We start from the raw sequence: 23,699 nt of genomic DNA, 5'->3' as shown, positions 1-23,699 counted from the left end.
GAAGGTAGAGTTTGAGTTAGTTGAAGTTTGGTTGTTGGGCCCCTATTCTTGAGTAGGGCGCCCAGCCCCAAGCTTTTTAGTACCTTGCCAATGCGCCCAAAAGGAACAATACGGATTTTTTGAGTAATTTAAGAGATCGTGTAAAAGTGTCTTAATCATTTCAAAAACTACCTTTTTTACGTGTAAGCCAAAATAACAACTTATAAAAATATCAAATAAACCAAGAACGACAACAAACCATATCACATGAAAAGCATCCAATTCATTCTGACCATTGCATTTTTAACCTTCTCTTCGGTCCAATCCCAAGGAGTAGCGGCTACGCCGGAATATATCATGGAACTGACCGCCGACTGGAAGGGAGAACGTTTTCCCGACGGTAGACCCAAGGTATCCGATGCACTACTCAAACGAATGAAGAATATCCAAATAGAGGAGGCCTGGGGATACTTACGAAGAAAAGGATACCACAATCAGTACGAGGGTGACTGGAAAATTCTTCATCCCGACAGGGTCATGACCGGGCGTGTGGTTACCGCCCAATATATGCCGTTGCGTCCCGATTATAAAGAGTTGATCAAAGTCAAGGGTGCCCAGGAAAATCGGGATACCATTGGGGGAAGCAACTCATGGCCGATTGAAATGCTGGTTCCTGGCGATGTGTATGTCGCCGACGGCTACGGACGGATAATCGATGGCACATTGATCGGTTCCAACCTGGGAAATGCCATTTTTGCGAATTCGCAAAATGGGGTCATTTTCGATGGCGGCGTTCGCGATGTAGCCGGACTATTGGAAATCGAAGGATTCAACGGATGGTATCGTGGGGACGACCCCTCTTTTTTAGCAGAGCAAATGCTGAGCGAGATCAACACTCCCATTCGTATAGGGAGGGCGACCATACTTCCGGGAGATGTGGTACTCGCCAATCGACATGGAACCATCTTTATCCCCGCCCATCTTGCCAGTGAATTGGTACTTTCTTCCGAGGTGGTAGGGCTAAGGGACCAGTTCGGGTTTCAACGGCTTCGGGAAAAAAAGTATGCCCCGGGCCAGATCGATACGAAATGGACCTCAGCGATAGAGGCAGATTTCCGGAATTGGATCAAAGAATATCCAGATAACAAATTACCGATGACACGAAAGGAATTGGACGACTATCTCAATAATACCGATAAAGAATAAGATATGGGATTGTTCCGCTTAAAAGAACACCACCGAAGAGGTTATTGTCCTATTTTTTTTAGCCTTGTAGCCACCAACATATCATCCTATCGATGGTACCATCCTTTTAAATATTTTGCCATGGGGATATTCCATAAATCTGTCATTCCGAAAATTGTTCCTTACCTATTTCTGATTTCAAATGTTCTGGTCAGCGCGCAAAAGGTAGAACCTGGGGAAAATACCTTGGAGGAAACAGTGGGTACTTTTTACCAGGCCATGATCGACAAGAACGAGACAGTGCTCAAGACCTTGACATTACCCGAATTGAGCTATGGTCATTCTAGCGGTACCATAGAAAACCATACACAGTTTTTGGAAGCGGTGATCAAAGGCCCTTTTGAGTTTTTGCACATCGATACGGAAGAGCCTAAATATTCGGTATTGGACGATGTGGGTGTGGTGCGCCATATCTTGCAGGCCGATGGTGCCGACGCAGGGGAGGCTACCAATGTGCGGATAGGAGTGATGATGATTTTTAAGAAAACAGGAGAGGGCTGGAAACTATTGGCACGACAGGCTTACAAACTGTAGCGTCGAGTTTTCGTCCCGTCATATAGGCCCCGGAAACACTTTTAACATCTAACTATTTTGAAAAAAACAACGGTTTACGCATTTTCGCTTGGGATTGCAGCCCTTCTGTTCCTATGGATTGTGGTCTTGATCGTTACCGGAAAAATTCATCAGGCAGGTCCGTTTTTCCTGGGCTTCTTTGCAACCCTAGCTTTTGGATTCAGCGGATATAGGGCCTACAACGGACTCGTATTTACTACCATGATTTTTGCGGGGGTTTCCGTGGCACTCTATTATCCGGAACTCTTTACCGAAATAGCGGGATTTAAGTTGACGGGTCTTATTATTCCCCTGATACAGATTATCATGTTCGGCATGGGAACCAGCATGAGCGTCGGGGATTTCGCAGCGGTTTTTAAAACTCCGAAAGGTGTCTTGATCGGGGTTTCGGCCCAGTTGTTGATCATGCCACTGGTGGGTTTTACCTTGGCCAAGACCAGTAGCTTTCCTCCGGAAATCGCGGCTGGTATCGTGCTGATCGGATGTTCGCCCAGCGGAGTGGCCTCCAATGTCATGGCCTATCTGGCCAAGGCGAATGTGGCGCTCTCCATCACCATTACTTCAATTGCTACACTTTTGGCACCCTTTATTACTCCGGTGTTGATGAAGTTACTGGCCGGGGAGTTTATTGAAATTGATATTCTGGCGATGATGTGGAGTATCGTCAAAATGATTATCCTACCCATTGGCGCAGGACTTTTGTTCAATAAGTTGAGGGGCGATGGAGCCCAATGGCTCGATAGGGCAATGCCGCTGGTCTCCATGCTGGCCATTGGCTTGATTATTACGGTGATTACCGCTGCGGGCAGGGATAGCCTGTTAGACATAGGAGGTATTCTGATGCTACTGGTATTGATCCATAATCTTTTTGGCTATACCCTTGGGTATTGGTACGCCCGTCTCTTCCGGATGTCCGAGCAGGATGCGCGTACGATTGCCATAGAGGTCGGCATGCAAAACGGAGGACTCGCTTCGGGTATAGCCGATTCTTTAGGAAAAATTGCGACTATGGGGCTGGCCCCGGCCGTGTTCGGGCCTTTGATGAATATCACCGGTTCCATATTGGCGTCCTATTGGAGCGGAAAACCAACGGACGAAGCGGTAGGGGCGGTCCCTGAAAAAAGATAGGGGACTCGTTTAAGTTGAACCATCGATAAATTTGAAAAACCATGAAAAATTCAAGAAGAAGCTTTTTGGGGAAAGTGGCGGCGACCGCTGCCCTGACCGGAATGCCTTTTACAAATTACGGAATGGAGTACGAACGTGCCATTGATAGTACTTCCAAGAAATCAGCACCTTCCGATTTGAAAATAACCGATATCAAATGTGGTTACATCCGTGGAGGACACAGTCTCTTTGTCAAAATTTATTCCAATCAGGACATCGTGGGCCACGGTGAGGGGGTCGATGCCACTCCTGGCACCTATCACCTGGTCAAGATTTTTGGAGACCGGCTCAAAGGAAAAAATCCCTTGAACGTTCATCGTTTGTTTGAAGACCTGAGAAGACGCGGATTTTTTGAGGGAGCACAGGCGGGGATGTATGTATCGGTATTGACCGCGGTCGAATCGGCTTTGTGGGATTTAGCCGGAAAGGCGTTGGGCCTGCCCGTGTACCAATTACTCGGCGGCAAGTTTCGTGATCGTATTCGTGTCTATATGGACACTGCCCTTTACCAGAACAAACTTCCCAGTCCAGAGGATTTCGCCAAATCGGCGAAAGAGGCTGTCGATATGGGCTTTACGGCGGTAAAGTTCGATTTGGACCAAGGCAATGACCCCAATAAATATGACCAATACAATTGGACGGCGAGCCCGGCCGAAATCCAGCGTATGTACGATCAAATGGCAGCGGCCAGGGAAGCGGTCGGTCCGAATATCGATATTTGTGCCGATATGCACGGTCGCTACGACACGACCTCCGGGGAACGGGTGGCCAAAGTGTTGGAGCCGCTCAATTTGATGTGGTTGGAAGAGCCCATCCCTGCGGAAAATGTGGAAGCCTACAAAAAAATTACCGAATCGACCAGTACACCCATCTGTGCCGGGGAGAACCACTATCTAGCTTACGGATTCCGGCCACTGTTGGAAGCCGGGGCGGTCGATATCGTCATGCCCGACCTTCAAAAGGCCGGAGGGCTGGGGGAAGCCCAACGCATCGCAAATTTGGCCAACCTATATTATGTGCCCTTTTCACCACACATGGTCGCATCCTATCTTGGTGCCATGGCCTCTTGTCATGTATGTGCGTCGATACCCAATTTTATGGTATTGGAATGGCAAATATATTTTCACAAAAACCCCATGTTCAAGGAAATTGTAACATTTGATGGTGCTATGGTCGAGAATGGATTTATACCGCTGTCCGAAAAACCGGGGATTGGGGTGGAGATCAATGAGGAAGGAATGCGCAAGTACGCGGTCGAGGGAGTCCCTTTCTTTGAATAGGGCCGGTATTTATTGCCCACCGGACCCCTCTACCAAGTACGTGTTTTCAATAGTTCCTGAATCTGTTCCTTGGGTACGGGAAGTTCGTCGATATGGTCGTTGAGCCATTTCGAGAAATCCTTTTCAATTTCATCGCTCCATCGGCTGTCGATTTGTCCGGGGGTATATTTTTGTTCTCGAAGACGCTGATGTCCGAACATATCCCTTAATCGAACGATTTCAGACGTTTTCACCACTTTTTCGGCCAAATGGGGCGGAATAAAAATGACTCCTCCATCCCTTCCCAAAACTACGTCGCCGGGCATAACCGTAGCCATTCCGATACGGGTAGGGGTATTGATGCCGATCAGTGTGGTATTGAGTTCCCCATCCGGGTTGTTCAAGTGATGCGACGGATGGTATGTACGGAAAAACGACGTAAAACCACCAATTTCCTTAAGGCCATCGATATCTCGAATGGCCCCGTCATAAACAATGCCGTTCCCTGTTTTTGCAAAGATTGAATTTCCGAGGTTATCCCCAATGGTAGGACCATCGATGTGTGCGCTAAATTGGTCCACCACATACACATCGGCTTTTACCAATAAGTCGATTGTCCAGGCATTCTGGGATTTGATACGGCCATCTTTATTATGGCCACGGTCGTCAATGGCCCGATGTATATCCGGGCGGCCCGGGACAAAGGTGGCGGTCACCGCCCTTCCGACCAGTACACTATCAGGATTGATCGTTTGCCATCCTTCGGCATATTGGTGTTTGAAATTGGCTCCTTTCAGTACGGCCCAGGCTTCTTCCAAAGTGACCAGTTTCATTCGTTTCAACAAGGCGTCAGGCACTTTGGGCCTTCCATCCTCGAAACGCTCCCCTTTCCATTCCGGGGTCAAAAAAATCAGTTCTTCCTTACTGATTTGTTGGGAGTGAAGATGAAAAAAAAGGCCACCGACAAAAAAAATCAAAATACCACATAAATACTTCATAACCTACCATTTTTAATCCATTGAAAACTTTGCCAAAAAGCGGGCAGAGTTGTCTTGCCAAGGTGATAACAAGATAGCAAAATATTGGGATATTCTAGCGTATTTAAAGGTCATAAAACGCTAATAGTCATAAAATTAAATTAACAAAAGTGTGTCATAGATAGTCTCGATATCTACCCGATTAAAATAGGTGGCGACATATTCACGATGTATTTATCCAACGAGGCCCATTTCTTGTTAATTCGATTTGAATATACCCTAAAATAGTTTTCTATAAGCACATCTCTTACCTTTACGGTATCATAAAAGCTATTCTCCCAACATATGAATTCTCAAACCCTCCTAGACTGCCACGCAAGGATCAAACCCTATATACACAATACCCCGGTATTAAGTTCCAGGCTCATCAATAAGGCAGTAGGGGCGGAGGTCTTTTTCAAATGCGAGAACTTTCAGCGGGCAGGAGCCTATAAGATGCGAGGGGCGACCAATGCCATTTTACGGCTCACCGACGAAGAACGGGGGAAAGGGGTCGTTACCCATTCATCGGGTAATTTTGCCCAAGCGTTGTCTTTGGCGGCACAAAGTTTGGGAATTACCGCACATATCGTAATGCCGACTTCCGCACCGGAGGTCAAGAAGGTAGGAGTAAGGGAATATGGTGGAAAAATATATGAGTGTGAGCCCACATTGGCTGCCAGGCAAGCCATGGCAGATCAGATTGCCCAAGAAACGGGCGCTACTTTTTTGCATCCTTCGAATCAGCTCGAGGTTATTCTAGGACAGGGTACCGCAGCCATGGAGCTGCTTGAGGAACATCCTGATTTAAATGCCATTTTCTGTCCAGTCGGAGGTGGCGGACTCATTGCGGGTTCGGCTTTGGCGGCTCATTATTTTGGAACCGACTGCAAGGTATATGGGGGTGAGCCCTTTGAAGCGGATGATGCCTATCGCTCCCTACAAAGTGGAATAATAGAAAGCAACGAAACTACCAATACCATTGCCGACGGACTCCGTACCACCCTCGGGGATCAAAATTTCCCGATTATCAAAGAATATGTAACGGAAATCATTCGGGTGACCGAAGACGAAATCATTGCAGCCATGCGTATGGTCTGGGAACGTATGAAAATCATTATTGAACCCTCCAGTGCCGTAACTTTTGCGGCCTTGCTCCGCGAACGGCGACAGTTCAGAGGGTTAAAAGTGGGTACTATCATCTCGGGAGGTAATGTTGATCTGGGGAACTTGCCATTCTGATGTATGCGTAAACTCAAAAAAATTCTGAAAAAAATGGGGATGTTCTTTTTAGCGCTTGTCGTTTTCCTGGTTATCGTTGCGGTATTGTTTTTGAATTTTAGTCCGCAATTTGGGGGAACCCCCAACGAAGCTGACAGAACAAGGTTTACCCATTCCGAAAACTATAAGGAAGGCGTTTTTGTCAACAGGGACGGCGTTACGATGGAGATGGGTTTTGACAAGTTTTTTAAATCCCTTACGGGCTATTTCAGTCCACAGCCCAACACCAAACCCGAGCGAGACCTTTCGGTCGAAAAGATTGATTCCCTTAATATAGCCGATTATGAGGGGCCAACACGAATGATATGGTTTGGCCACTCCACTTTTTTGCTTCAGATGAATGGAAAGATTCTCTTGATCGATCCCATGTTCGGTTTAGTGCCGGCACCACATCCTTGGTTGGGAGCGAACCGTTTTAGTGCAGAGCTGCCCATTGCCATGGAAAAACTGCCAAAAATCGATGCTGTTATCTTTTCACACGACCACTATGATCATCTAGATTATGGGTCGGTACAATTGCTCAAAGATAAAGTAGCACGGTTTTACGTTCCTTTGGGAGTAGGTGCCCACCTTCGGGAATGGGGTGTTTCGGAAGATATCATTGTGGAGTCGGACTGGTGGGATGAAATCCAGTTTCAAGACTTAAAGTTTATTTGTGCTCCTGCCCAACATTTTTCGGGTCGAGGATTGAACGATCGGGGAAAAACCTTATGGTGTTCTTGGATCATCCAATCGACCAAAGAAAATATTTTCTTCAGTGGTGATAGTGGGTACGGGCTACATTTTAAGGAAATAGGCGCCCAATATGGGCCATTTGATTTCGCCATGATGGAATGCGGGCAATACAACGAACTTTGGAAAGAAATTCATATGATGCCCGAGGAAACCGTACAAGCGGGAATCGATGTCCAGGCCCAAACTATCATGCCGATTCACTGGGGTTCCTTCAAACTGGCCATGCATCCATGGACCGAACCCGTGGAACGCCTGACCCAAAAAGCGAATGAATTGGGAATACCATGGACAGTCCCAAAAATAGGGGAACCTATCTATTTGAATGGCGATAAGCCGATCCAAGAAGATTGGTGGACCAATTTTTGATTTTCTTATAATCTAGCGGAAAGCGCTAAATCAGCACAAGCAGTAGAACGACCTATTGTTTTAAAAGTGCCTCCGCCTTTGCAATGCTCGAATTGATTTTCTCCTTTACTTGGTTCATTTTGGCCTCTTCCTCATCGAGCCATCGCTGTTTTTCTTCCGACAAGGCTTTTCCGTTCAGGATTTCGTCGGAGTCGAAGCGGTTTCCGAAACCCTGCATCCAGTCCATCATCGATTTATTGGCATCCTGAAGGTCTTTCATGGCTTTTTCATAGGCCATCCCTTGCTCCGTGGAATCGATTTTGCTTTTCAGTTCGCCAACAAGCCTTCCAATTTTGCCCATCTTTGGCATTACCTCGTCATGAACGGCCATCACCTGCTCCATCTGGGAAGGCCCTTCTGATTGCGTTGCTTTTTTTTCCTCTTTGCAGGAAAAAATAAAAAAGAAGATAAGTACTGAAACCAGGTAGTTTTTGAGCTTCGCCATAGAATCGTTTTTTATGTTTGATAAAATTACGAAATAAGCCTACAAATCTTTCTTTGAAAAGTAGCACTTTTGCCAGAAATTATCTCTTTGGGCGATTATGCAAAAAAATGGTTGTATTTAGCACTCCTATCGTTGATTTGGGGTTCATCGTTTATTTTGATCAAAAAGTCGCTACTTGGTATGACCGCCCTTCAGGTAGGAGGACTTCGAATCGTTTTCGCCTCTTTGTTCTTACTGCTTTTTGGTTTTCGAACCTTGGCTTTGCCAATGCTGAAGGATTGGAAATGGTTGGTAATGGCCGGGCTCCTCAGCAGCTTTTTTCCGCCTTTTCTGTTCGCCGTCGCCCAGACCGAATTGGATAGTGGGGTGACTTCCATATTTAACTCCACGGTACCACTGCTTACCACTCTGGTCGGTATCGGTCTATTTGGATTGGTAATCACCAAAAGACAGTTAGTGGGGGTTTTTATCGGTCTGTTCGGTACCCTGTCATTAATTATTACGGGTATGGAATTCAGCCCTGATCAAAATTATTGGTATTCCATATTTATATTGCTCTCGGCCCTTGGATATGCATTGAACATCAACATCATCAAGACCAAATTACAACATTTGAGTCCGTTGGCAGTGACCACGGCAAGTTTTGCGGTGGCTATATTGCCAGCGATTGTGTTGGTGTCCTACTCTGGTTTTTTGGAAGAAATCAACAGTGATGAGGCTATGAAAGATGCTATCTGGTATCTACTGGCACTTGCGCTTTTTGGAACTGCTATTGCCAATATCTTCTTTAATAATCTTATCAAGGTGTCGAGTCCGGTCTTTGCGGCTTCCGTCACCTATTTGATTCCTCTGGTCGCTATACTATGGGGTCTATGGGACGGAGAATCCATTAATGCGTATCAATTGGTTGGAGGACTCATCATTTTGTTCGGAGTGTGGTTGGTGAACAAGAAGAGGCGCTGAAGAAAGGACCTGAACCCATATTGTTGCCTGCGATAGTCGATACAAAACTCTCTTGGCTGTCCCAAGTCTGGGATGAGGGATTAGGTATTGTTAAAAACTGTAACAATTTTATTCCATTACTATCTTTAAAGGGAATCAATCATAAATTAATAGAAAATGAAAAAGTTGACAGTATTCACAACAGTGCTGATGATAACTGTATTCAGCCTACAAAGCGTCAGTGGCCAATTGGAAGCTATTCCGGTAAAATCGTTTGAGAAACTAATCGTTAGTCCACATATCGAAGTAATACTCAAAGAGGGGAACGAAGAGTCGGTGGTCATTAACGAGTCAGAGATTTCCAAGGACAAAATTAATTTTGAAGTATCGGGAAAAACACTACGGGTGTATTTGGATGGCGCCAGGGTAATCACCAAATCCGAAAGGGTAGCTTACGACAACTATGAGGGCCGTCGTTCGATTTACGACGGTACCATGGCTAAAGTAACCATTACTTATAAAAGATTGAAGAACTTGTCGATACGGGGTGAAGAGAAGGTACATGTGGCAAGTGCCATGAACCAAAAAAACATGAAACTCACCATCTTCGGGGAGTCGAAAGTCTATTTTGATAATCTGATTGCAGAGAATCTCACAGTCGCCATCTATGGGGAGAGCTATTTGGAAATCACCGATGGTTCCGTCAACCATCAGGTGTACAGGGCCTATGGGGAAAGCGAGGTAAACGCGTCCGAAATCCGTAACAGATCGACCAAGATTACCGCCTACGGGGAAAGTAATTTCAGGGTGAAGGTATCGGATCGCTTAAAGATTACCTGCTTTGGGGAAGCGACCATTAACTATGCTGGAAATCCCGAGGTCGAAAAGGGCATCGTGATCGGGGAAGCATCCATTCGTAAAGTGGGTTGATTGCACCATTTTTGGACGATACGAATCCCCCCTTTATCAAAAAAGGCTTTAACAAAGAATTTATAGGGAGTTTTAAAAGTATTTCTTAACTTTTGAGCATAATGTTAAAACTCCCTATATGAAACAATTTACGCTGCCCATCCGATTTGGTATCGCGGTTAGTGGGTCGTTGATCGCCTATTTTCTGATACTTTCTTTGTTCAATCTACATACCAATATTTTTTTTAGTTTGTTCAACGGGGTCATCACGGGATTTGGTATTTATGAGGCCATCCGGTATCGTAGAATAGAAGACCCGGAGAAGTTCGATTATCGCAGGGGTTTTATGGCAGGAGTGGTAACCGGTTTCGTAGGGACTTTGATTTTCACCATTTTTTTCGCCCTGTATTGTACCGAGATCAATCCGGAATTTATGCAGCAGATTGCACAGGCTTGGTTCAAGTCATTCAAGAGTTTTGAGGCTATTCTTTTCTTTACTGTTGCCATCATGGGGTTCGCGACCACATTGGTGTTGACTTTGTCTTTTATGCAATTGTTCAAGTCTAGCAATAACCCAAACAAAAAACCGGTCTAAAAACCATCAAAATAGCTTGTGCATTCGGCATTTAGCAGTATATTTGCATCCGCTTATTGAAAAAAATGAGCGTTTATCAATAAATATAATATACACGCTATGTATGCAATTGTAGAGATGGCAGGGCAGCAATTCAAAGTTGCGAAAGACCAAAAAGTGTATGTTCACCGTTTACAGACCGAAGAAGGTAAAAAGGTAACTTTTGACAATGTACTTCTTTTGGACGACGGCAAGAACATCACCGTAGGCGCCCCAGCTATAGACGGCGCAGCCGTAGAGGCGAAAGTCGTGAAGCACCTTCGTGGTGACAAGGTAATCGTTTTCAAAAAGAAAAGGCGAAAAGGGTACAAAAAGAAAAACGGACATCGCCAGTCGTTGACCGAAATCGTGATTGAGAGTATCGTGGCCAAGGGAGCTAAAAAGGCTGCACCGGCGAAGGCGGAGAAGCCTAAAGCGGCACCAAAGGCCAAAGCCGAGGCTAAACCCGCGGTTGAAAAAGAGGCTCCAGCGAAAAAGGCCCCGGCAAAAGCCAAGGTCAAAGCAGACGATTTGAAAAAAATTGAAGGCATCGGTCCAAAAATTGCAGAGACGTTGGTGGCCGGCGGAATCGCTACATTTGCGGATTTGGCCAAGGCGAAGCCGGAAAAACTTTCTGAAATCATTGCCGACGTTCGTGGAAACCACGTTACCGACACATGGCCAGAGCAGGCAAAATTGGCGGCCGAAGGCAAGTGGGATGAGTTGAAGAAATGGCAAGACGAACTGGACGGTGGTAAGGCATAAGTACTTGTCACTAAGTAAAACAATATAAAACCATAAGATATGGCACATAAAAAAGGGGTAGGTAGTTCGAAAAACGGTAGGGAGTCGGAATCGAAACGCTTAGGCGTTAAGATTTTTGGCGGCCAAGCGGCAGTTGCCGGTAACATTATCGTTAGACAGCGTGGTACCAAGCACAATCCAGGCGAGAATGTGTACGCCGGAAAAGACCATACATTGCATGCGAAAGTTGATGGTCTCGTAAAGTTTGAAAAGAAAGCAGGAGGAAAATCCTATGTTTCCGTAGAGCCTTTTGAGGCTTAAGAACCTTTTGAAAGTAAGTTAAAAACCCCGGCATTTTTGTCGGGGTTTTTTGTTTCGTTATGAAAAAAGCACATGACCCCGTTAAACGGTACTTTTGAGTTTAACGACCGAGTCTGTACCCCAGCCCCACCATAATTTCTGCGATAACCTATTTCTTATCTGTTTCTTTTTAAGCCCGATCGTAGTTGGGTTCAAGTCCAATTTCTGTATTTCTTTTTTGTTGCTCATTACATGTGTTTATGAGATTAAAACTGAAAGCGATACCCAAAGTCCGGGAAGAACCCGATTTGGTTCACCTGGTCTACCTGGTTGGTCAAACGGTTGTAGCGCCGAACGAAAATATTCTCATTTGCGGTCACGTTCTGGAGGTCCACATAGAACTGGTGGGAACGTTTTTTCTCCTTACTATTGATTTTGATGCCGAATTTCACATCCCACCGAAAGTAGGGGTCGTACTGTTCGCTAAAGGCGATATCTTCCCGTAAGACTTCGAATCCTGCTTGTTGTGAGGCCTCGAGATTTACCGGGGTGGCGTACCTTCCGCCGGAAGTGGTCAACCGCGTATCTAGGAATAGGATGTTTTTTCCTGCTTTGCCCACCTTGAACTCCCTTCCGGCGAGAAGGTTTACGACATACTCGTTGTTGAAGGGGGTATTACGTTCAATCCCATCACTACCGGCGTATTTGCTTTCAAAAAAGGAGCCCGTTAACAGTCCATAGTATCCTTTATTAAAAAACCGTTCCAAGGTAAGTTCGATTCCCTGATTGGTTCCGTTGCCTTTGTTGACCAGGGAGACCCTGTCGTTCTCAAAACCAAAATCGGCACCTTCGGTAAGGGTAGAGTAACTTGATGCGAACGATTCTACCCCGGCCTTGTCGATATCCTGGTAATAGACCTCTATCTTACCGCGCCAGTTTTGGGATATTTTTACATCATATCCTAGTACGAAATGGTTGCTTCGAACAAAATCAAGGTCCTTGTTGGTCTGTACTAAATTTCCGTTTACCTCCTCATTGAGGAATAGGATGGGTAGGGGCAACTGCTGTTGGTGTAAACCATATCCCAGACTTATGCGGTGGGCGGGAGCTACCTGATACCCTATGGCGGCACGGGGTTCCAAGGCGAATTGGCCATTGAGATTACTATACTGGGCGTGTAGTCCGGCGTTTACGGTTAGTGATTCGGTCAACCTAAATTGTCCCTGTATGTAGGGTTGCACCAATAGGACGCTTTCATCGATATCACGGAATGTGAATAGGTCGGGGTCACCATCTGCATTCGTATCGGGTTGTTCCGTACGATCCTGTAATAAGCTCTTCACTTGAAAGTTTTCTGCTAATATTCCGAGACGTAAGGTACTTCGACTGCTTAATTTGGAATTGAAGAGGGTCGAAAAGGTAAAGCGGTTTTCCGACTCGTCGGCCAAGGTATAACGGATGCTTCTTTCTTGGGGCGTGTTTTGTTCGATGAAGCGATCGACCGTAAAATCATTTCCCGAAAAAGAGCGGGACAGAATGCTTCTTAGATACGAGTTCGTACCAATATTGATACGGTGTTTGATGCCAAGTACGCCAAAACGTGATTCGACAAAGGTGTTCTCATCCTCGGCGGCAAAAAGGTCGTCCTCATCGATATCATCACCCAGGAAATCGATATCCGAAGATCCCAAAATACCGAAGAGCGATAAATTCCCCAGGTTACCGTTGCCAAAATTAAGATTGAACGAAAGGTCGTTGTAGTTTGGGGCGGCAGAGGTGCCACCTGCCCCGACACCCAATAGGCCTACTAAGGAGTAACGGTAGGCCACTAAAAAGGACCCATTTTTTTTCCCCATAGGTCCTTCGGCCATGGCTTCCACTCCGGTGAATATTCCTGTTTGTAAGGTGTATTCATAATCGTCGGTGTTCCCGTTTCGAAAACCAAGATCAAAAACGCCGCCAACGGCATTTCCATATTCCGCTGGGAAGGCAGACGTAAGAAAGTCTGAATTTTTCAAGATGTTGGGATTCAAGGCGGAAACAGGTCCGCCCGTGGTGCCCGCCGTACCAAAGTGGTTCGGGCTTGGAATGGGTACTCCCTCCAATCGCCATAGCAAACCGGTCGGGGAGTTACCGCGTACAACGATATCGTTTCGGCTATCATCGGGAGCGGACACCCCGGCAAAATTGGCCGCTAGTCGACCCACATCGCTCCGGCCTCCCGAGAACCGGGTCACTTCTTCCAATCCGAATTGTCGGGTAGATACCGTAGACATCTTGTTGAGGGGCTGGTCTTTGTTGGTATTGGAGGTCAGTACCACTTCATCCAATTGATTAAAGGCTTCGGTAAGGGCAATGTTTAAAAAAACATCCTTCCCGCTAGTAACATCGATATTGGGTACCGAATAGGTTTCAAAACCGATATAACTAACCTGTATCCCCTGTCTTCCTACCGGGATGTTATTTAATACAAAACGACCGTTTTCGTCGGTGACGACACCGGTGGCATCGGCGGTATTCAGAAGTTCCACAGTGGCACCCATCAAGGGTATTTCCGATTGCTTGTCAACGATAAGACCTTTGATGGTCCCGGTTTGGCCATGGGCCAATAGCCCGAATAGTAGTACGAGTAAGAGGAGTTGATTTTTCATTGTCTTTGTTTTTAGATACCCAAAGATGAAAAACCAAATAGGCGGGAACGGGTCAAAAACGCACAACCGTAAAGGAATCATTTGGACTGTTATTTTAAGGCTTGTACTGGAAAATAAAGCAGACCAAGGATTGTTTTCAGTTCAACAACACCTTTCGACGGTTCAGGTCAAAATATGACGATACATCGGTTATCCTCTTAAGATTCTTTCCATATTGGCTACTTTTATGTCATGGCAAAACAATTGGTAAGCAAAAAAGGACTTCACAAATTCGGTTTTCGGCTGCTCGTGGTCGTCCTGATTTTTTTTGGCGTCAAGCTGACCATTGATCATGGGGAACAGGATGCCCTTTTCGATGCGGCTTCCATCTTTTATTTTTCTACCGCCTTTTTTCAGGTGATGTTTACCTGGGAGTTACACGATTGGTTGGTTAAAAGACAACTAAAGAAGCCAAACGGACTCGATTTGCCAGGAAGCCTTAAAACTTTGGGTCTTACCCTGTTGTTCTTAGCCCCGACGGCGGCTATCTTATATTATATGGGCCTATACGAACTCGATGACATTTGCCAAATCCCGGCAGAGGACAAGGCCCTACAATTTCGGGTCGATTGGATGCGTGCCATGGTAGTGGGGTGTGCCATAATGGTCTTTAATCTGCTCTATTTTTCGGGAAAACAGAAAAAGGATTTGGAACTCAAGATGAACGAGTTACAGAATGAAGTACTCACTTCCAAGTACAAATCCCTAAAGAACCAAATAAGTCCGCATTTTTTATTCAATAGTCTGAACACGCTAACTTCCTTAATGTACGAAGATCGAGATTTAGCCTCTGACTTCGTTACTAGATTGGCCTCTACCTATCGTTATATTCTGGATAACAAGGAGGAAGACGTCGTAAGTCTGGAGAAGGAATTGAATTTTCTGGATTCCTTTATCTTTATGATGAACGTACGCCATACCGATTCGATTATCATCAAGACGACTATCGGAGTAGATGCGGCCGAATACGCCATACCTACCTTATCCCTGCAAATGCTGGTCGAAAATGCGATGAAGCATAACTATTTTTCGAACGAAAGACCCATGCATATTAATGTCTATACGGTCGGTAAGATTGCCTTGGTGGTCGAGAATACATTGCGAAAGCGAAAATTGGAGGAAGCATCGACCCAGGTAGGCATTAAGAATATTCAGAAGCGGTATGCGTTTTATACCCATCAGGAGGTAGCGGTCGAAGTAGACGGCGCTACGTTCAAGGTGACGATGCCGTTGTTGGGAAAGGATGCCGTAACGAGGCCTGTGCTATCGGTTTCTTAGCAAAAGGGTTTAATGAAATAAAGATTTGAAAGCGGTTATAATAGAAGACGAACACATTGCCTCTAGACGACTGGCCCAATTGGTAGGGGAACTCGCCCCTGAAATTGAAATTGTGGGACAGTTGACCTCGGTTGAAAGTGGTTTGGCCTGGTTTCATGAAAATACGTTGCCCCAACTTATTTTTTTGGATATCCAGTTAAATGATGGGTATGGTTTTGATATTCTGGATCAATTGACGGAACATCCGCCGGTCATCTTTACTACGGCCTATAATGAATACGCAATTCGCGGATTTAAATACAATGGGTTGGATTACCTTTTAAAACCTATAGACAAGAACGATTTGCGAACTGCATTGGACAAGTTTCGCAAAACCAATGACAACAGCCAAAAGGTGTGGGGTGATCAGAAGCTCGAACAGATTCGGAACTTCTTTCAGAAAGAATACAAGCACCGTTTTATGGTGAAGGTAGGCAACCAGTTCAAATCGTTCAATGTGGAGGACATCGCGTATTTCAAATCAAATGAAGGGCTCATTTTCTTGTATGCCCATAATGGGAAGTCCTACCCTGTGGAATATACCATCGATCAATTGGAGGATATCCTAGATCCGGTGCAATTTTTCCGTATCAATCGAAAGTTTATGGTATCGGTAAAGGCGGTCGAAGAGATCCATACCTATTTCAACAGCCGATTACTGCTCAAATTGCTGCCCAAAGAAGAGGGGCAGGTAATCGTTTCCAGGGAACGGACCGGCAATTTCAAACGTTGGTTGGATTTGTAGTGAAAGGCGACAGAAAATTTTTGTGGGTCATCGGCCAGGTAAAATGTTACGGTTTCCCGTTGAAGTGGGTGGTCGGGTTTTCAAACTATGGCGTGGTATCTTGGCGGGCGACCATTAGGGAAAAGGAATAGTATTACGGGATGGGTCTACAGCCCTAGCCTATCCATAGCTTCTTTCTCATAACGACCATCTTCCGCGGGATACCTTAATAAGTTTTTAAAATCACCGGAATCCTTTGCCATTGCATAGATAAGGCTTTCACCCGCGTACCTTGGTGTATACCCAAAAATGGGGTCGGTAAATGCCTCTTCCGCCGATACGATCTTCCAGCCCTTTTCCTGGAACATTTTAATCAGGTCATCAATAAATAACGCGGCCAACAGATTGTGATGCAATAATAGCGTGTGTTTAATGTGTCGACCGTTAAGTTCATAGGACAAGTTCTCATAAAATTGGGCACGCTCCCAGATGTGTTGCAGATAATAGTCCCTATAGGCATCGAGGTCGGTCGTTTTGTTTGATTTAAGTCTATCCACCAATCGATTATCAATGTACCAATCGGATGCATCAATCGTGACATACCCATTCTTATAGTCGTTGCCTTTTAGAAATGCCCTAAAAGCATCGATTTTTTGAGGAGTATTGCCCTCTTTTAAATATGGGAACCTAAAGAATTTTCTAAAATTCGAATAAGTACGGAGAAGGGAATCGCCCCGTAGCATGTCTTTGGCAAAGATATCGAAGGTTATCGCTGAATTATTGTAGTTATGATGTTTCCATGTATGATTGGCCAAAAAATGGCCATTATTGTTCCATGAACTTAATAGCTGTGTTCCTCGTTTGGTATCCTTTCGACGTCCGGCAATGAAGAGCATCGCCTTGATATCCGCTTCCTTCAGTTTTTGTAATAATAGATTGTTCCACTCTTCAAAGGAATATTCAGGAAAATCTGCCAGCATCCCATCGTCAAAGGTAAAACTTACCGTTGGTTGGGCATGGCTACCCATTACCATGGAGAGCATAAGCACGAAGAAAAACAAAGGATAGTTGTTACGATGTTTCATCAAATTTTAAGTTTCCCAAATGGCCACTAACTTCCAAAGGCCGGTTTCGATTGGAGGACCATCTGGAAGTTATTCCTTTATGAACTTCATCGGGTCGAGTCGCTTCTTATCCTTGTGAACCTCGTAGTGCAGATGCGGGCCGGAAGAAAGTCCGGTGCTGCCCACATAACCGATTACCTCCCCTTTCTGTACGACCTGATTTTCGGCGACATCAAAACGTTCCAAATGTGCATACCAAGTTTCGTAACCATCGGAGTGACTGATTACAACCAGATTGCCCCAATCGTTCTTCAAATTGGCCATGGCGATGATGCCATCCTCGGTAGCCAGTACGGGTGTCCCTTTGGGCACCTTGATATCGATTCCTTGATGAACGACGATAGTACCTGTTTTTGGTTGTTTGGTTTTTTGGCCGAAGGAACTTGTGAGGTATGCGATTTTAAAATTTTCTATGGGAGCCATGGAAGGGGGGATTGCCACTTTTTCCACGGAGGCCATGGCTCCATTGGGTGTCGGTTCCACCGTCGGCATTGGATTCGAAAAAGCGATTGAAATGAAAATAGCGCTCGGTAAAAGCATTAGGTAGTATAGCGCAAACCCTTTTTTTGATTTTGATTTTGTCATCATGTCGATTCGTTTTTTGATTAAAGAATTATTGAAATAGCTAAATGAGGGGTGGTTATTTTTGTTTTGAATGGTTACCAGCATCAGTTGCAAATAGTCCGAAGGCTTTACCTTTTGATTTAGGACCGCTTCGTCTGCCTGAAATTCGTGCAATGCCTTTAGACTTTTGCGATACAAAGGAATAACGGGATTCAACCAAAACGCAATGGCGTAGAGGTCGGCGAATATTAAATCCAACGTATGTTTCAGTTTTATATGGGCGCACTCATGTTCTAGAACGAGGGCATGTAAATTGCCGCTTTGGTTCTCTGGGATAAAGATCCATTTGAAATAGGAGAATGGTGTGGCTACAGTGGTCAAAAAGACGTCGACTCCACCTATCTTTTGTTTATAAGCCTTTTTTCTAATACTAAAGACAGCCAAATGCCCAGAGACGGTTCGAACGAGAATGGTTGCAACGCCGATTACATAAACGAACAGGAGCCCATGTAAAAAGAGATTATCTTCGGGACTAATTTTTTCCCCGATGTTTGGATTTAGGGCAGTTTCCACGGATGGTTCCAAATAAAGGAAAGACGCCTCAAAGTCTGGAATAAAGATTTCGCTGCTATCTATTCCATAAAAAAAGCCCATATCCCAGATGGGTAAAACCATCGATAAAATGGGCAACAGCAGTAATATGAAGCGGTTGACCTGGTGAAAGGTGAGCTTGCTAAGAAAATACCGGTAGAACAAGGTAGTAGCCTTAAAAATGATACTGACCTCGAGCACGTACGTGAAAAAATTACTCATTGTTCTCTTTAAGCCTTTTAATTTTATGTTCGATCAGTTGTTTCATTTCCTCTAACTGCGTTAGGTTCAAATCTTCATCTTCCGTAAAGAAATGGGCAAATTTGCTTTTGGAGCCTTCAAAGAAATTCGCAATCATGGAATTCATATGCCTTTTAAAGTAGTGCTCTTTTGAGATGGAAGGATAATACTGCCGTATTTTGCCAAACGTATTGAATTTAATGAACCCCTTTTTTACCAGAACCCGAACTACGGTGGATATGGTAGTATAGGCGGGTCGGGGTTCGGGAAATTTTTCTACTATCTCCTTTAAGAAGGCTTTTTTGAGTTCCCAGAGATAGTGCATTACCTGCTCTTCGGCTTTTGTAAGTTCGTTCATAAGGCAAATATATAACTATTTCTTAATAACAACTATAAATATAGTAATAAAACTATAAATATAGTTATCGGTCATATCAACTCTAGTAATGCTTTCCTCAAAGCTCACCACCAACCCCTATCACCTAAGGTTTTGGGGAACGAATCACTTTAAAAATGCAAAAATCCAGCCTATTGGTACTACATCGATCGCTTTATACACTTCATCTGTTTTTAGTAAGATATCCCTTTAAAACACAGTTTTAATACTACATAACCACCTAAAACATACTTGCTATGAAACTACGTGTAATCGTTATCGACGACTCGCCGGTACAACTCCTGATGGCTGCACGGCTGATTGCACAAAATGAACATTTGACCCTGTTGGGAGCCTATGCCAATCCCCTTTTGGGACTCATGGCGGTCAACAGTATGGAGGTCGATATGGTACTTTTGGATGTAGAAATGCCCGAAATGGATGGGTTTGAACTCAAGGCGCAGCTAACAAAACAGGTACCTGTGGTTATGAACTCCACCAGACCCACGTTCGAACCAATGGCCTTCGAGGCGGGGGCCTCTGATTTCCTGTCGAAACCCTTGACTGCCTCCGGACTGGAAGGCATCGTATCAAAAATCAGGAAATCCAGGGAGATCGAGCTAAACGAAAAAGTAGTGACGGCCATTGCTAGCTAGCCAAAGAACATTGCTACTTAGGCACATGCCAGCGCTTTGGTGTAACCGATACGTATTACTTACCCTAAATAGCGGTATTGATCAGACGATAATAGTGATGGTTTCCCCGATGGCAGGGAGCAACAGCTCTTTGTTCTCGTTGCTAAATACATCCTTCGCCTTGATTTTATCAATTTCAATGGGAGGAAAAGTGTCGTAATGATATCCCATAATCTTGCTACACTGAATGTAGTCGCTGGCAATCAGGTCGTCCTCATACCCCATGGTAAAATTATCTCCGATCGGCAAAATTGCCAGGTCTAGTTTGGGACAGGTCTTGGGAATGAGTTTCATATCTTCGGTCAGGGCGGTATCTCCCGCGATATACAGGCAAAGCTGGTCCGACCATAGCACAAACCCGCCTGGATTGCCGCCATAAGTGCCATCGGGCAACACGCTGGAGTGGATGGCGTTGACATATTTGACCGTTCCGAAGGGGAACGAATATTTGCCCCCGTGGTTCATCGGATGGCCTTTCAGTCCCTTTTCCCCGTAGTAGGAAACAATTTCATAATTGGATATTAAAGTAGCACCGGTGCGTTGGGCGATGGCCTCTACGTCCAAGACATGGTCTTGGTGCCCATGGGTAATCAAGATATAGTCCGCTTCAAGATCACCGATTTCGATGTTTTTAGCCAAGGGATTGCCGCTGATAAAGGGGTCGACGAGAATATGGGAACCATTCAGTTCCAGTGAAAGGCTAGCGTGACCGAGATAGGTGAGTTCCATAATGCGTTTTTTAGATACTGGCTTTAAGTTAAAGAAAATAGGGGAATGATGCGAACACTTGGTTGTTGAATTTGGGAGAAACCGACTAAGGCAAATCTTGTTATATCATCTGGTTTTGAAAGAAGTTATTGCTTGAGGTAGATTATCACAACTTTAGAGTATTAAGCTCGTTCTAGGATATGTTTTAAGGAGTACATAAAACCGAATGGCAATGACACTAGACCTTTCCTTGCGACAAAATACCTGAAAAAAGCAGAAGGTTGGCCCTCTAATTGAACTAGATTTACAACGTGATAAACGCTATTCAAACTTATGCGACCTAAAAATAGCCAATACCGTTTGCTCATCTTTTGGGTCAAAGATGTAGAGTCGGTTTAACCGTTGGCGATCCCCGGCATCAAGGTATACCGAGAGCCGTATCTCACCGTTGGATTCGCCTTCCGGGGTATATTCCTTTTCGATAATGGCAGGAACCCCGTTAATAGCGGTAGGTTGAAATGAGATGTTTCGCGCGCTTTTCTCCACTAATTCCAATCCTCCAAAGCTGAGGTACCCCATATCAAAATAAATGGTGTCCTCGTTATTAAAGATTCGGCCAATAAAGGTATCGATGCCCTGGTCTTGCTCCCACTCCCAACCGGAAGGAGCCTGCACGCTAAAACTAGAAATGACCAATTCTTGGGGAAACAATGGGTTGTCGACCTCGGAAGTACTGTTTGAACAACCTCCTAGAAATAGCATGAACGATAAGCCTAGTAAGGCTAGTGGTCTTTTTTTCATGGGAACGGCTTTATCAATAGACCCAGAAATTAATCAATGGTTGCTTGTTGTGAGAAGTAATTGGCAACAATGAAACAAAGTGCCCCAAGCAGCAGTGACATGCCAGGTAGGGTACCCCCCAAATAAAAAGCCAATAGCGCATCGAGAACAACAAGTGCGGACAGTAAAAGCAACACTCTTTTGGCATCTGTTTGTAAAAACAGCGCCAATATTCCAAAAGCGGCCAGTCCGGCAAGGTGCACTGATGGATGCGCAAATAAAACCGGAACGATTTCTTTGAGAAAACCATCCGCGTTCGATTTCATGATCGTATCGCTTACATACCAAAAACCGCTTCCGTGAAATACTGCCATTAACAGTAGCAGAAAACTGCCGGCTAAACAGAGGCCTCTGTACACGCTGGTTTTCTTTCTTTTCAACTCATCCATTGTTGTCGGGACTAGGTTACCAATTACTTTTATAGACATACGATTTCCCCAAATAGTTGCCTGGACCGGATTTAAAGGAAGATAGATTGGGGAAGATACCCCGTGAAATTTGCAGAAATGGCAACGGGTTGTGTTGACAGGGTATATTCCTTATTGTGAGTGGCTCTCTTCCACAAGGTACCGATGTATGTAGCCAAGTATGGGACTTGGAGCAAATAGATAGCGGACGACCTCGTTCCAGGAAACAATCGTGTTGTGGGTGGGAAAGAATGCGAAGCGAAACCAAATAAGGGCCCAATAAATGGGCAAAGAAGGATTTTAAAGGACTAAGTGAAAGGTTGAAGATGTCCGCCAGAGAAGAGTAGCGGCTTTGTACAAACTTAAGGAATGACCAAAAGTTTCTGTCGAATATTAATCTCCCTTGCCATTGCCGACAAGGTAAAAAACAAAGACCCCTGCCAACAATGGCAGGGGTCTTTTTGAAAATGGTTTTCTAAAGGCTACAGTCTAGTACCTATAGTATTCCGGTTTATACGGCCCGTCGACAGTTACCCCGATATAGTCCGCCTGATCTTTCTTCAGTTCGGTAAGCTCGGCCCCTAGACGTGATAGGTGTAGCTTGGCTACTTTTTCATCCAAATGCTTGGGTAACATGTATACCTTGTTCTCGTACTTATCGTTGTGGTTCCACAGTTCGATCTGTGCCAAGGTCTGGTTGGTGAACGAGTTGCTCATCACAAAACTAGGGTGTCCCGTAGCACAACCTAGGTTTACCAATCGACCTTCGGCCAAGATGATCACATCTTTCCCATCAATGGTGTACTTGTCAACCTGAGGTTTGATCTCGTCTTTGGTATCGCCGTAGTTGTTGTTCAACCAGGCCATATCGATTTCGTTATCGAAGTGTCCGATATTACATACGATCGCCTTGTCTTTAAGGGCTTTAAAATGTTCTGCGCGGATAATGTCTTTATTCCCGGTAGTGGTGATAACAATATCGGCGTTTCCGATGACGGTTTCCAACTTCTTCACCTCAAAACCTTCCATACAGGCCTGTAATGCACAGATCGGGTCGATTTCGGTAACGGTCACAATAGCTCCTGCGCCTGCAAAGGAAGCAGCGGTACCTTTCCCGACGTCCCCGTAACCTGCAACGACCACACGCTTACCGGCCAACATCGTATCCGTTGCGCGGCGAATGGCATCCACGGCACTTTCACGACAACCGTATTTGTTATCGAATTTCGATTTGGTGACCGAATCGTTTACGTTGATGGCGGGCATGGGCAAGGTTCCGTTTTTGAAACGCTCGTACAACCGGTGTACTCCTGTAGTAGTTTCTTCGGAGAGTCCTCTGATGCCCGCTGTAAGCTCTGGAAATTTGTCGAGTACCATATTGGTCAGGTCACCCCCATCGTCCAAGATCATGTTGAGAGGTTTACGATCTTCACCAAAGAAGATGGTTTGCTCTATACACCAATCGAATTCTTCCTCGTTCATTCCCTTCCAGGCATACACTGGGATTCCTGCTGCGGCGATCGCAGCGGCGGCATGGTCCTGGGTCGAAAATATATTACAGGAACTCCAGGTCACCTCAGCACCCAGGGCGACCAAGGTCTCGATCAACACGGCAGTCTGGATGGTCATGTGAAGGCATCCTGCAATCCGCGCACCTTTTAATGGCTGCTCTTTTCCGTATTCTTCACGCAAGGCCATCAATCCGGGCATTTCAGCCTCGGCCAGGTTGATCTCTTTTCTTCCCCAATCTGCCAAAGAGATATCTTTTACTTTATAGGGTACATAAGGAACGGTTTTCGTGCTCATATTA

At 45.1% G+C, this 23,699-nt stretch carries 25 protein-coding genes; 14 read left to right on the top strand and 11 right to left on the bottom strand.

All coding sequences use genetic code 11. From position 1 onward, the window contains the following. Positions 1 to 246: 246 nt before the first annotated feature. The 4 genes from FK220_RS05310 to FK220_RS05295 all read left to right on the top strand — a co-directional run bounded on the left by FK220_RS05310 (position 247) and on the right by FK220_RS05295 (position 4,244). A complete protein-coding gene (locus FK220_RS05310; protein WP_152573220.1) occupies positions 247 to 1,185 on the top strand; it encodes an RraA family protein in 939 nt (312 codons plus the stop codon). 120 nt (positions 1,186 to 1,305) lie between these two features. Beyond that, complete coding sequence (locus FK220_RS05305) at positions 1,306 to 1,758, top strand: nuclear transport factor 2 family protein (protein ID WP_166204781.1); 453 nt, start codon at positions 1,306 to 1,308, stop codon at positions 1,756 to 1,758. A 57-nt stretch (positions 1,759 to 1,815) separates the two neighbouring features. Then, complete coding sequence (locus FK220_RS05300) at positions 1,816 to 2,925, top strand: bile acid:sodium symporter family protein (RefSeq protein ID WP_152573218.1); 1,110 nt, start codon at positions 1,816 to 1,818, stop codon at positions 2,923 to 2,925. 41 nt (positions 2,926 to 2,966) lie between these two features. Then, on the top strand, positions 2,967 to 4,244 hold the full coding sequence (locus FK220_RS05295; protein WP_152573217.1) for a mandelate racemase/muconate lactonizing enzyme family protein: 1,278 nt from the start codon (positions 2,967 to 2,969) through the stop codon (positions 4,242 to 4,244). A gap of 29 nt (positions 4,245 to 4,273) precedes the next feature. Here the strand turns inward: FK220_RS05295 and FK220_RS05290 are convergent, their stop codons facing one another. Then, on the bottom strand, positions 4,274 to 5,221 hold the full coding sequence (locus FK220_RS05290) for an RraA family protein (protein WP_152573216.1): 948 nt from the start codon (positions 5,219 to 5,221) through the stop codon (positions 4,274 to 4,276). A 324-nt stretch (positions 5,222 to 5,545) separates the two neighbouring features. Between FK220_RS05290 and FK220_RS05285 the strand changes: the two genes are divergently transcribed. Both FK220_RS05285 and FK220_RS05280 read left to right on the top strand, forming a co-directional pair. Next, positions 5,546 to 6,481 carry a threonine ammonia-lyase gene (locus FK220_RS05285; RefSeq protein ID WP_152573215.1) on the top strand — a complete coding sequence of 312 codons (936 nt, stop codon included), beginning with the start codon at positions 5,546 to 5,548 and terminating at the stop codon, positions 6,479 to 6,481. 3 nt (positions 6,482 to 6,484) lie between these two features. Then, complete coding sequence (locus FK220_RS05280) at positions 6,485 to 7,621, top strand: MBL fold metallo-hydrolase (RefSeq protein ID WP_152573214.1); 1,137 nt, start codon at positions 6,485 to 6,487, stop codon at positions 7,619 to 7,621. Positions 7,622 to 7,673: 52 nt separating this feature from the next. Here FK220_RS05280 and FK220_RS05275 read toward each other — a convergent pair whose 3' ends face one another. After that, complete coding sequence (locus FK220_RS05275; RefSeq protein ID WP_152573213.1) at positions 7,674 to 8,105, bottom strand: hypothetical protein; 432 nt, start codon at positions 8,103 to 8,105, stop codon at positions 7,674 to 7,676. 69 nt (positions 8,106 to 8,174) lie between these two features. Here FK220_RS05275 and FK220_RS05270 point away from each other — a divergent pair, with 69 nt between their 5' ends. From FK220_RS05270 to rpmA, 5 genes are all read left to right on the top strand, one after another. Next, positions 8,175 to 9,068, top strand: a complete 894-nt coding sequence (locus tag FK220_RS05270; protein WP_238718900.1) for a DMT family transporter — start codon at positions 8,175 to 8,177, stop codon at positions 9,066 to 9,068. A gap of 156 nt (positions 9,069 to 9,224) precedes the next feature. Then, positions 9,225 to 9,977, top strand: a complete 753-nt coding sequence (locus FK220_RS05265; RefSeq protein WP_152573212.1) for a head GIN domain-containing protein — start codon at positions 9,225 to 9,227, stop codon at positions 9,975 to 9,977. A gap of 118 nt (positions 9,978 to 10,095) precedes the next feature. Next, positions 10,096 to 10,551, top strand: coding sequence for a DUF4199 domain-containing protein (locus FK220_RS05260; RefSeq protein WP_152573211.1), 456 nt, complete (start codon positions 10,096 to 10,098; stop codon positions 10,549 to 10,551). 99 nt (positions 10,552 to 10,650) lie between these two features. Beyond that, positions 10,651 to 11,334 carry a 50S ribosomal protein L21 gene (rplU, locus tag FK220_RS05255; protein ID WP_152573210.1) on the top strand — a complete coding sequence of 228 codons (684 nt, stop codon included), beginning with the start codon at positions 10,651 to 10,653 and terminating at the stop codon, positions 11,332 to 11,334. Between the two features lie 39 nt (positions 11,335 to 11,373). After that, positions 11,374 to 11,634, top strand: a complete 261-nt coding sequence (gene rpmA, locus FK220_RS05250; RefSeq protein WP_152573209.1) for a 50S ribosomal protein L27 — start codon at positions 11,374 to 11,376, stop codon at positions 11,632 to 11,634. A gap of 81 nt (positions 11,635 to 11,715) precedes the next feature. Here rpmA and FK220_RS05245 read toward each other — a convergent pair whose 3' ends face one another. Together FK220_RS05245 and FK220_RS05240 are read right to left on the bottom strand one after the other, a co-directional pair. Then, positions 11,716 to 11,862 carry a hypothetical protein gene (locus tag FK220_RS05245; RefSeq protein ID WP_166204779.1) on the bottom strand — a complete coding sequence of 49 codons (147 nt, stop codon included), beginning with the start codon at positions 11,860 to 11,862 and terminating at the stop codon, positions 11,716 to 11,718. Between the two features lie 17 nt (positions 11,863 to 11,879). After that, the gene (locus tag FK220_RS05240) at positions 11,880 to 14,264 is read right to left on the bottom strand and encodes a TonB-dependent receptor (protein WP_152573208.1); all 2,385 of its coding nucleotides are present in this window, start codon (positions 14,262 to 14,264) and stop codon (positions 11,880 to 11,882) included. Between the two features lie 231 nt (positions 14,265 to 14,495). On the opposite strand from FK220_RS05240, the gene FK220_RS05235 reads away from it, so the two are divergent. Both FK220_RS05235 and FK220_RS05230 read left to right on the top strand, forming a co-directional pair. Next, a complete protein-coding gene (locus tag FK220_RS05235) occupies positions 14,496 to 15,581 on the top strand; it encodes a sensor histidine kinase (protein ID WP_152573207.1) in 1,086 nt (361 codons plus the stop codon). Positions 15,582 to 15,606: 25 nt separating this feature from the next. After that, positions 15,607 to 16,365, top strand: a complete 759-nt coding sequence (locus FK220_RS05230; RefSeq protein ID WP_152573206.1) for a LytR/AlgR family response regulator transcription factor — start codon at positions 15,607 to 15,609, stop codon at positions 16,363 to 16,365. Positions 16,366 to 16,511: 146 nt separating this feature from the next. Here the strand turns inward: FK220_RS05230 and FK220_RS05225 are convergent, their stop codons facing one another. From FK220_RS05225 to FK220_RS05215, 3 genes are all read right to left on the bottom strand, one after another. Further along, positions 16,512 to 17,429: a polysaccharide deacetylase family protein gene (locus tag FK220_RS05225; protein ID WP_152573205.1), complete on the bottom strand. Its 918-nt coding sequence runs from the start codon at positions 17,427 to 17,429 to the stop codon at positions 16,512 to 16,514. A gap of 69 nt (positions 17,430 to 17,498) precedes the next feature. Next, positions 17,499 to 18,845, bottom strand: coding sequence for a M23/M56 family metallopeptidase (locus FK220_RS05220; RefSeq protein ID WP_152573204.1), 1,347 nt, complete (start codon positions 18,843 to 18,845; stop codon positions 17,499 to 17,501). Beyond that, entirely contained in the window at positions 18,838 to 19,221 is a 384-nt protein-coding gene (locus tag FK220_RS05215) for a BlaI/MecI/CopY family transcriptional regulator (protein WP_152573203.1), read from the bottom strand. The genes FK220_RS05220 and FK220_RS05215 overlap by 8 nt, the downstream gene beginning before the upstream one ends. Before the next feature lie 275 nt (positions 19,222 to 19,496). Between FK220_RS05215 and FK220_RS05210 the strand changes: the two genes are divergently transcribed. After that, positions 19,497 to 19,895, top strand: a complete 399-nt coding sequence (locus FK220_RS05210; protein ID WP_152573202.1) for a response regulator — start codon at positions 19,497 to 19,499, stop codon at positions 19,893 to 19,895. Between the two features lie 81 nt (positions 19,896 to 19,976). Here the strand turns inward: FK220_RS05210 and FK220_RS05205 are convergent, their stop codons facing one another. The 4 genes from FK220_RS05205 to ahcY form a co-directional block, all read right to left on the bottom strand. Then, positions 19,977 to 20,663 (bottom strand): metal-dependent hydrolase, encoded by a 687-nt coding sequence (locus FK220_RS05205; RefSeq protein WP_152573201.1) that lies wholly within the window; start codon positions 20,661 to 20,663, stop codon positions 19,977 to 19,979. Between the two features lie 300 nt (positions 20,664 to 20,963). Beyond that, positions 20,964 to 21,443, bottom strand: a complete 480-nt coding sequence (locus tag FK220_RS05200) for a hypothetical protein (RefSeq protein WP_152573200.1) — start codon at positions 21,441 to 21,443, stop codon at positions 20,964 to 20,966. Positions 21,444 to 21,472: 29 nt separating this feature from the next. Beyond that, complete coding sequence (locus tag FK220_RS05195) at positions 21,473 to 21,862, bottom strand: hypothetical protein (RefSeq protein ID WP_166204777.1); 390 nt, start codon at positions 21,860 to 21,862, stop codon at positions 21,473 to 21,475. A 516-nt stretch (positions 21,863 to 22,378) separates the two neighbouring features. Continuing rightward, positions 22,379 to 23,695 (bottom strand): adenosylhomocysteinase, encoded by a 1,317-nt coding sequence (gene ahcY / locus FK220_RS05190; protein WP_152573198.1) that lies wholly within the window; start codon positions 23,693 to 23,695, stop codon positions 22,379 to 22,381. Positions 23,696 to 23,699 lie beyond the last annotated feature (4 nt).

The sequence above is a fragment of the Pelagihabitans pacificus genome, from assembly GCF_009371985.2.
Taxonomy (GTDB): domain Bacteria; phylum Bacteroidota; class Bacteroidia; order Flavobacteriales; family Flavobacteriaceae; genus Pelagihabitans; species Pelagihabitans pacificus.
The sequence above is the reverse complement of the archived record's forward strand: the minus strand, read 5'-3'. Positions and strand labels throughout refer to the sequence as shown.

Bases quoted from the DNA above. Each gene is read 5' to 3' on its own strand.
- FK220_RS05235 (WP_152573207.1), top strand. From the start codon at position 14,496: ATGGCAAAACAATTGGTAAGCAAAAAAGGACTTCACAAATTCGGTTTT.
- FK220_RS05310 (WP_152573220.1), top strand. From the start codon at position 247: ATGAAAAGCATCCAATTCATTCTGACCATTGCATTTTTAACCTTCTCT.
- rplU (WP_152573210.1), top strand. From the start codon at position 10,651: ATGTATGCAATTGTAGAGATGGCAGGGCAGCAATTCAAAGTTGCGAAA.
- FK220_RS05220 (WP_152573204.1), bottom strand. From the start codon at position 18,845: ATGAGTAATTTTTTCACGTACGTGCTCGAGGTCAGTATCATTTTTAAG.
- ahcY (WP_152573198.1), bottom strand. From the start codon at position 23,695: ATGAGCACGAAAACCGTTCCTTATGTACCCTATAAAGTAAAAGATATC.
- FK220_RS05265 (WP_152573212.1), top strand. From the start codon at position 9,225: ATGAAAAAGTTGACAGTATTCACAACAGTGCTGATGATAACTGTATTC.
- FK220_RS05215 (WP_152573203.1), bottom strand. From the start codon at position 19,221: ATGAACGAACTTACAAAAGCCGAAGAGCAGGTAATGCACTATCTCTGG.
- FK220_RS05245 (WP_166204779.1), bottom strand. From the start codon at position 11,862: ATGAGCAACAAAAAAGAAATACAGAAATTGGACTTGAACCCAACTACG.
- FK220_RS05305 (WP_166204781.1), top strand. From the start codon at position 1,306: ATGGGGATATTCCATAAATCTGTCATTCCGAAAATTGTTCCTTACCTA.
- FK220_RS05295 (WP_152573217.1), top strand. From the start codon at position 2,967: ATGAAAAATTCAAGAAGAAGCTTTTTGGGGAAAGTGGCGGCGACCGCT.
- FK220_RS05225 (WP_152573205.1), bottom strand. From the start codon at position 17,429: ATGAAACATCGTAACAACTATCCTTTGTTTTTCTTCGTGCTTATGCTC.
- FK220_RS05275 (WP_152573213.1), bottom strand. From the start codon at position 8,105: ATGGCGAAGCTCAAAAACTACCTGGTTTCAGTACTTATCTTCTTTTTT.
- FK220_RS05210 (WP_152573202.1), top strand. From the start codon at position 19,497: ATGAAACTACGTGTAATCGTTATCGACGACTCGCCGGTACAACTCCTG.
- FK220_RS05200 (WP_152573200.1), bottom strand. From the start codon at position 21,443: ATGAAAAAAAGACCACTAGCCTTACTAGGCTTATCGTTCATGCTATTT.
- FK220_RS05205 (WP_152573201.1), bottom strand. From the start codon at position 20,663: ATGGAACTCACCTATCTCGGTCACGCTAGCCTTTCACTGGAACTGAAT.
- FK220_RS05280 (WP_152573214.1), top strand. From the start codon at position 6,485: ATGCGTAAACTCAAAAAAATTCTGAAAAAAATGGGGATGTTCTTTTTA.
- FK220_RS05285 (WP_152573215.1), top strand. From the start codon at position 5,546: ATGAATTCTCAAACCCTCCTAGACTGCCACGCAAGGATCAAACCCTAT.
- FK220_RS05260 (WP_152573211.1), top strand. From the start codon at position 10,096: ATGAAACAATTTACGCTGCCCATCCGATTTGGTATCGCGGTTAGTGGG.
- FK220_RS05290 (WP_152573216.1), bottom strand. From the start codon at position 5,221: ATGAAGTATTTATGTGGTATTTTGATTTTTTTTGTCGGTGGCCTTTTT.
- rpmA (WP_152573209.1), top strand. From the start codon at position 11,374: ATGGCACATAAAAAAGGGGTAGGTAGTTCGAAAAACGGTAGGGAGTCG.
- FK220_RS05240 (WP_152573208.1), bottom strand. From the start codon at position 14,264: ATGAAAAATCAACTCCTCTTACTCGTACTACTATTCGGGCTATTGGCC.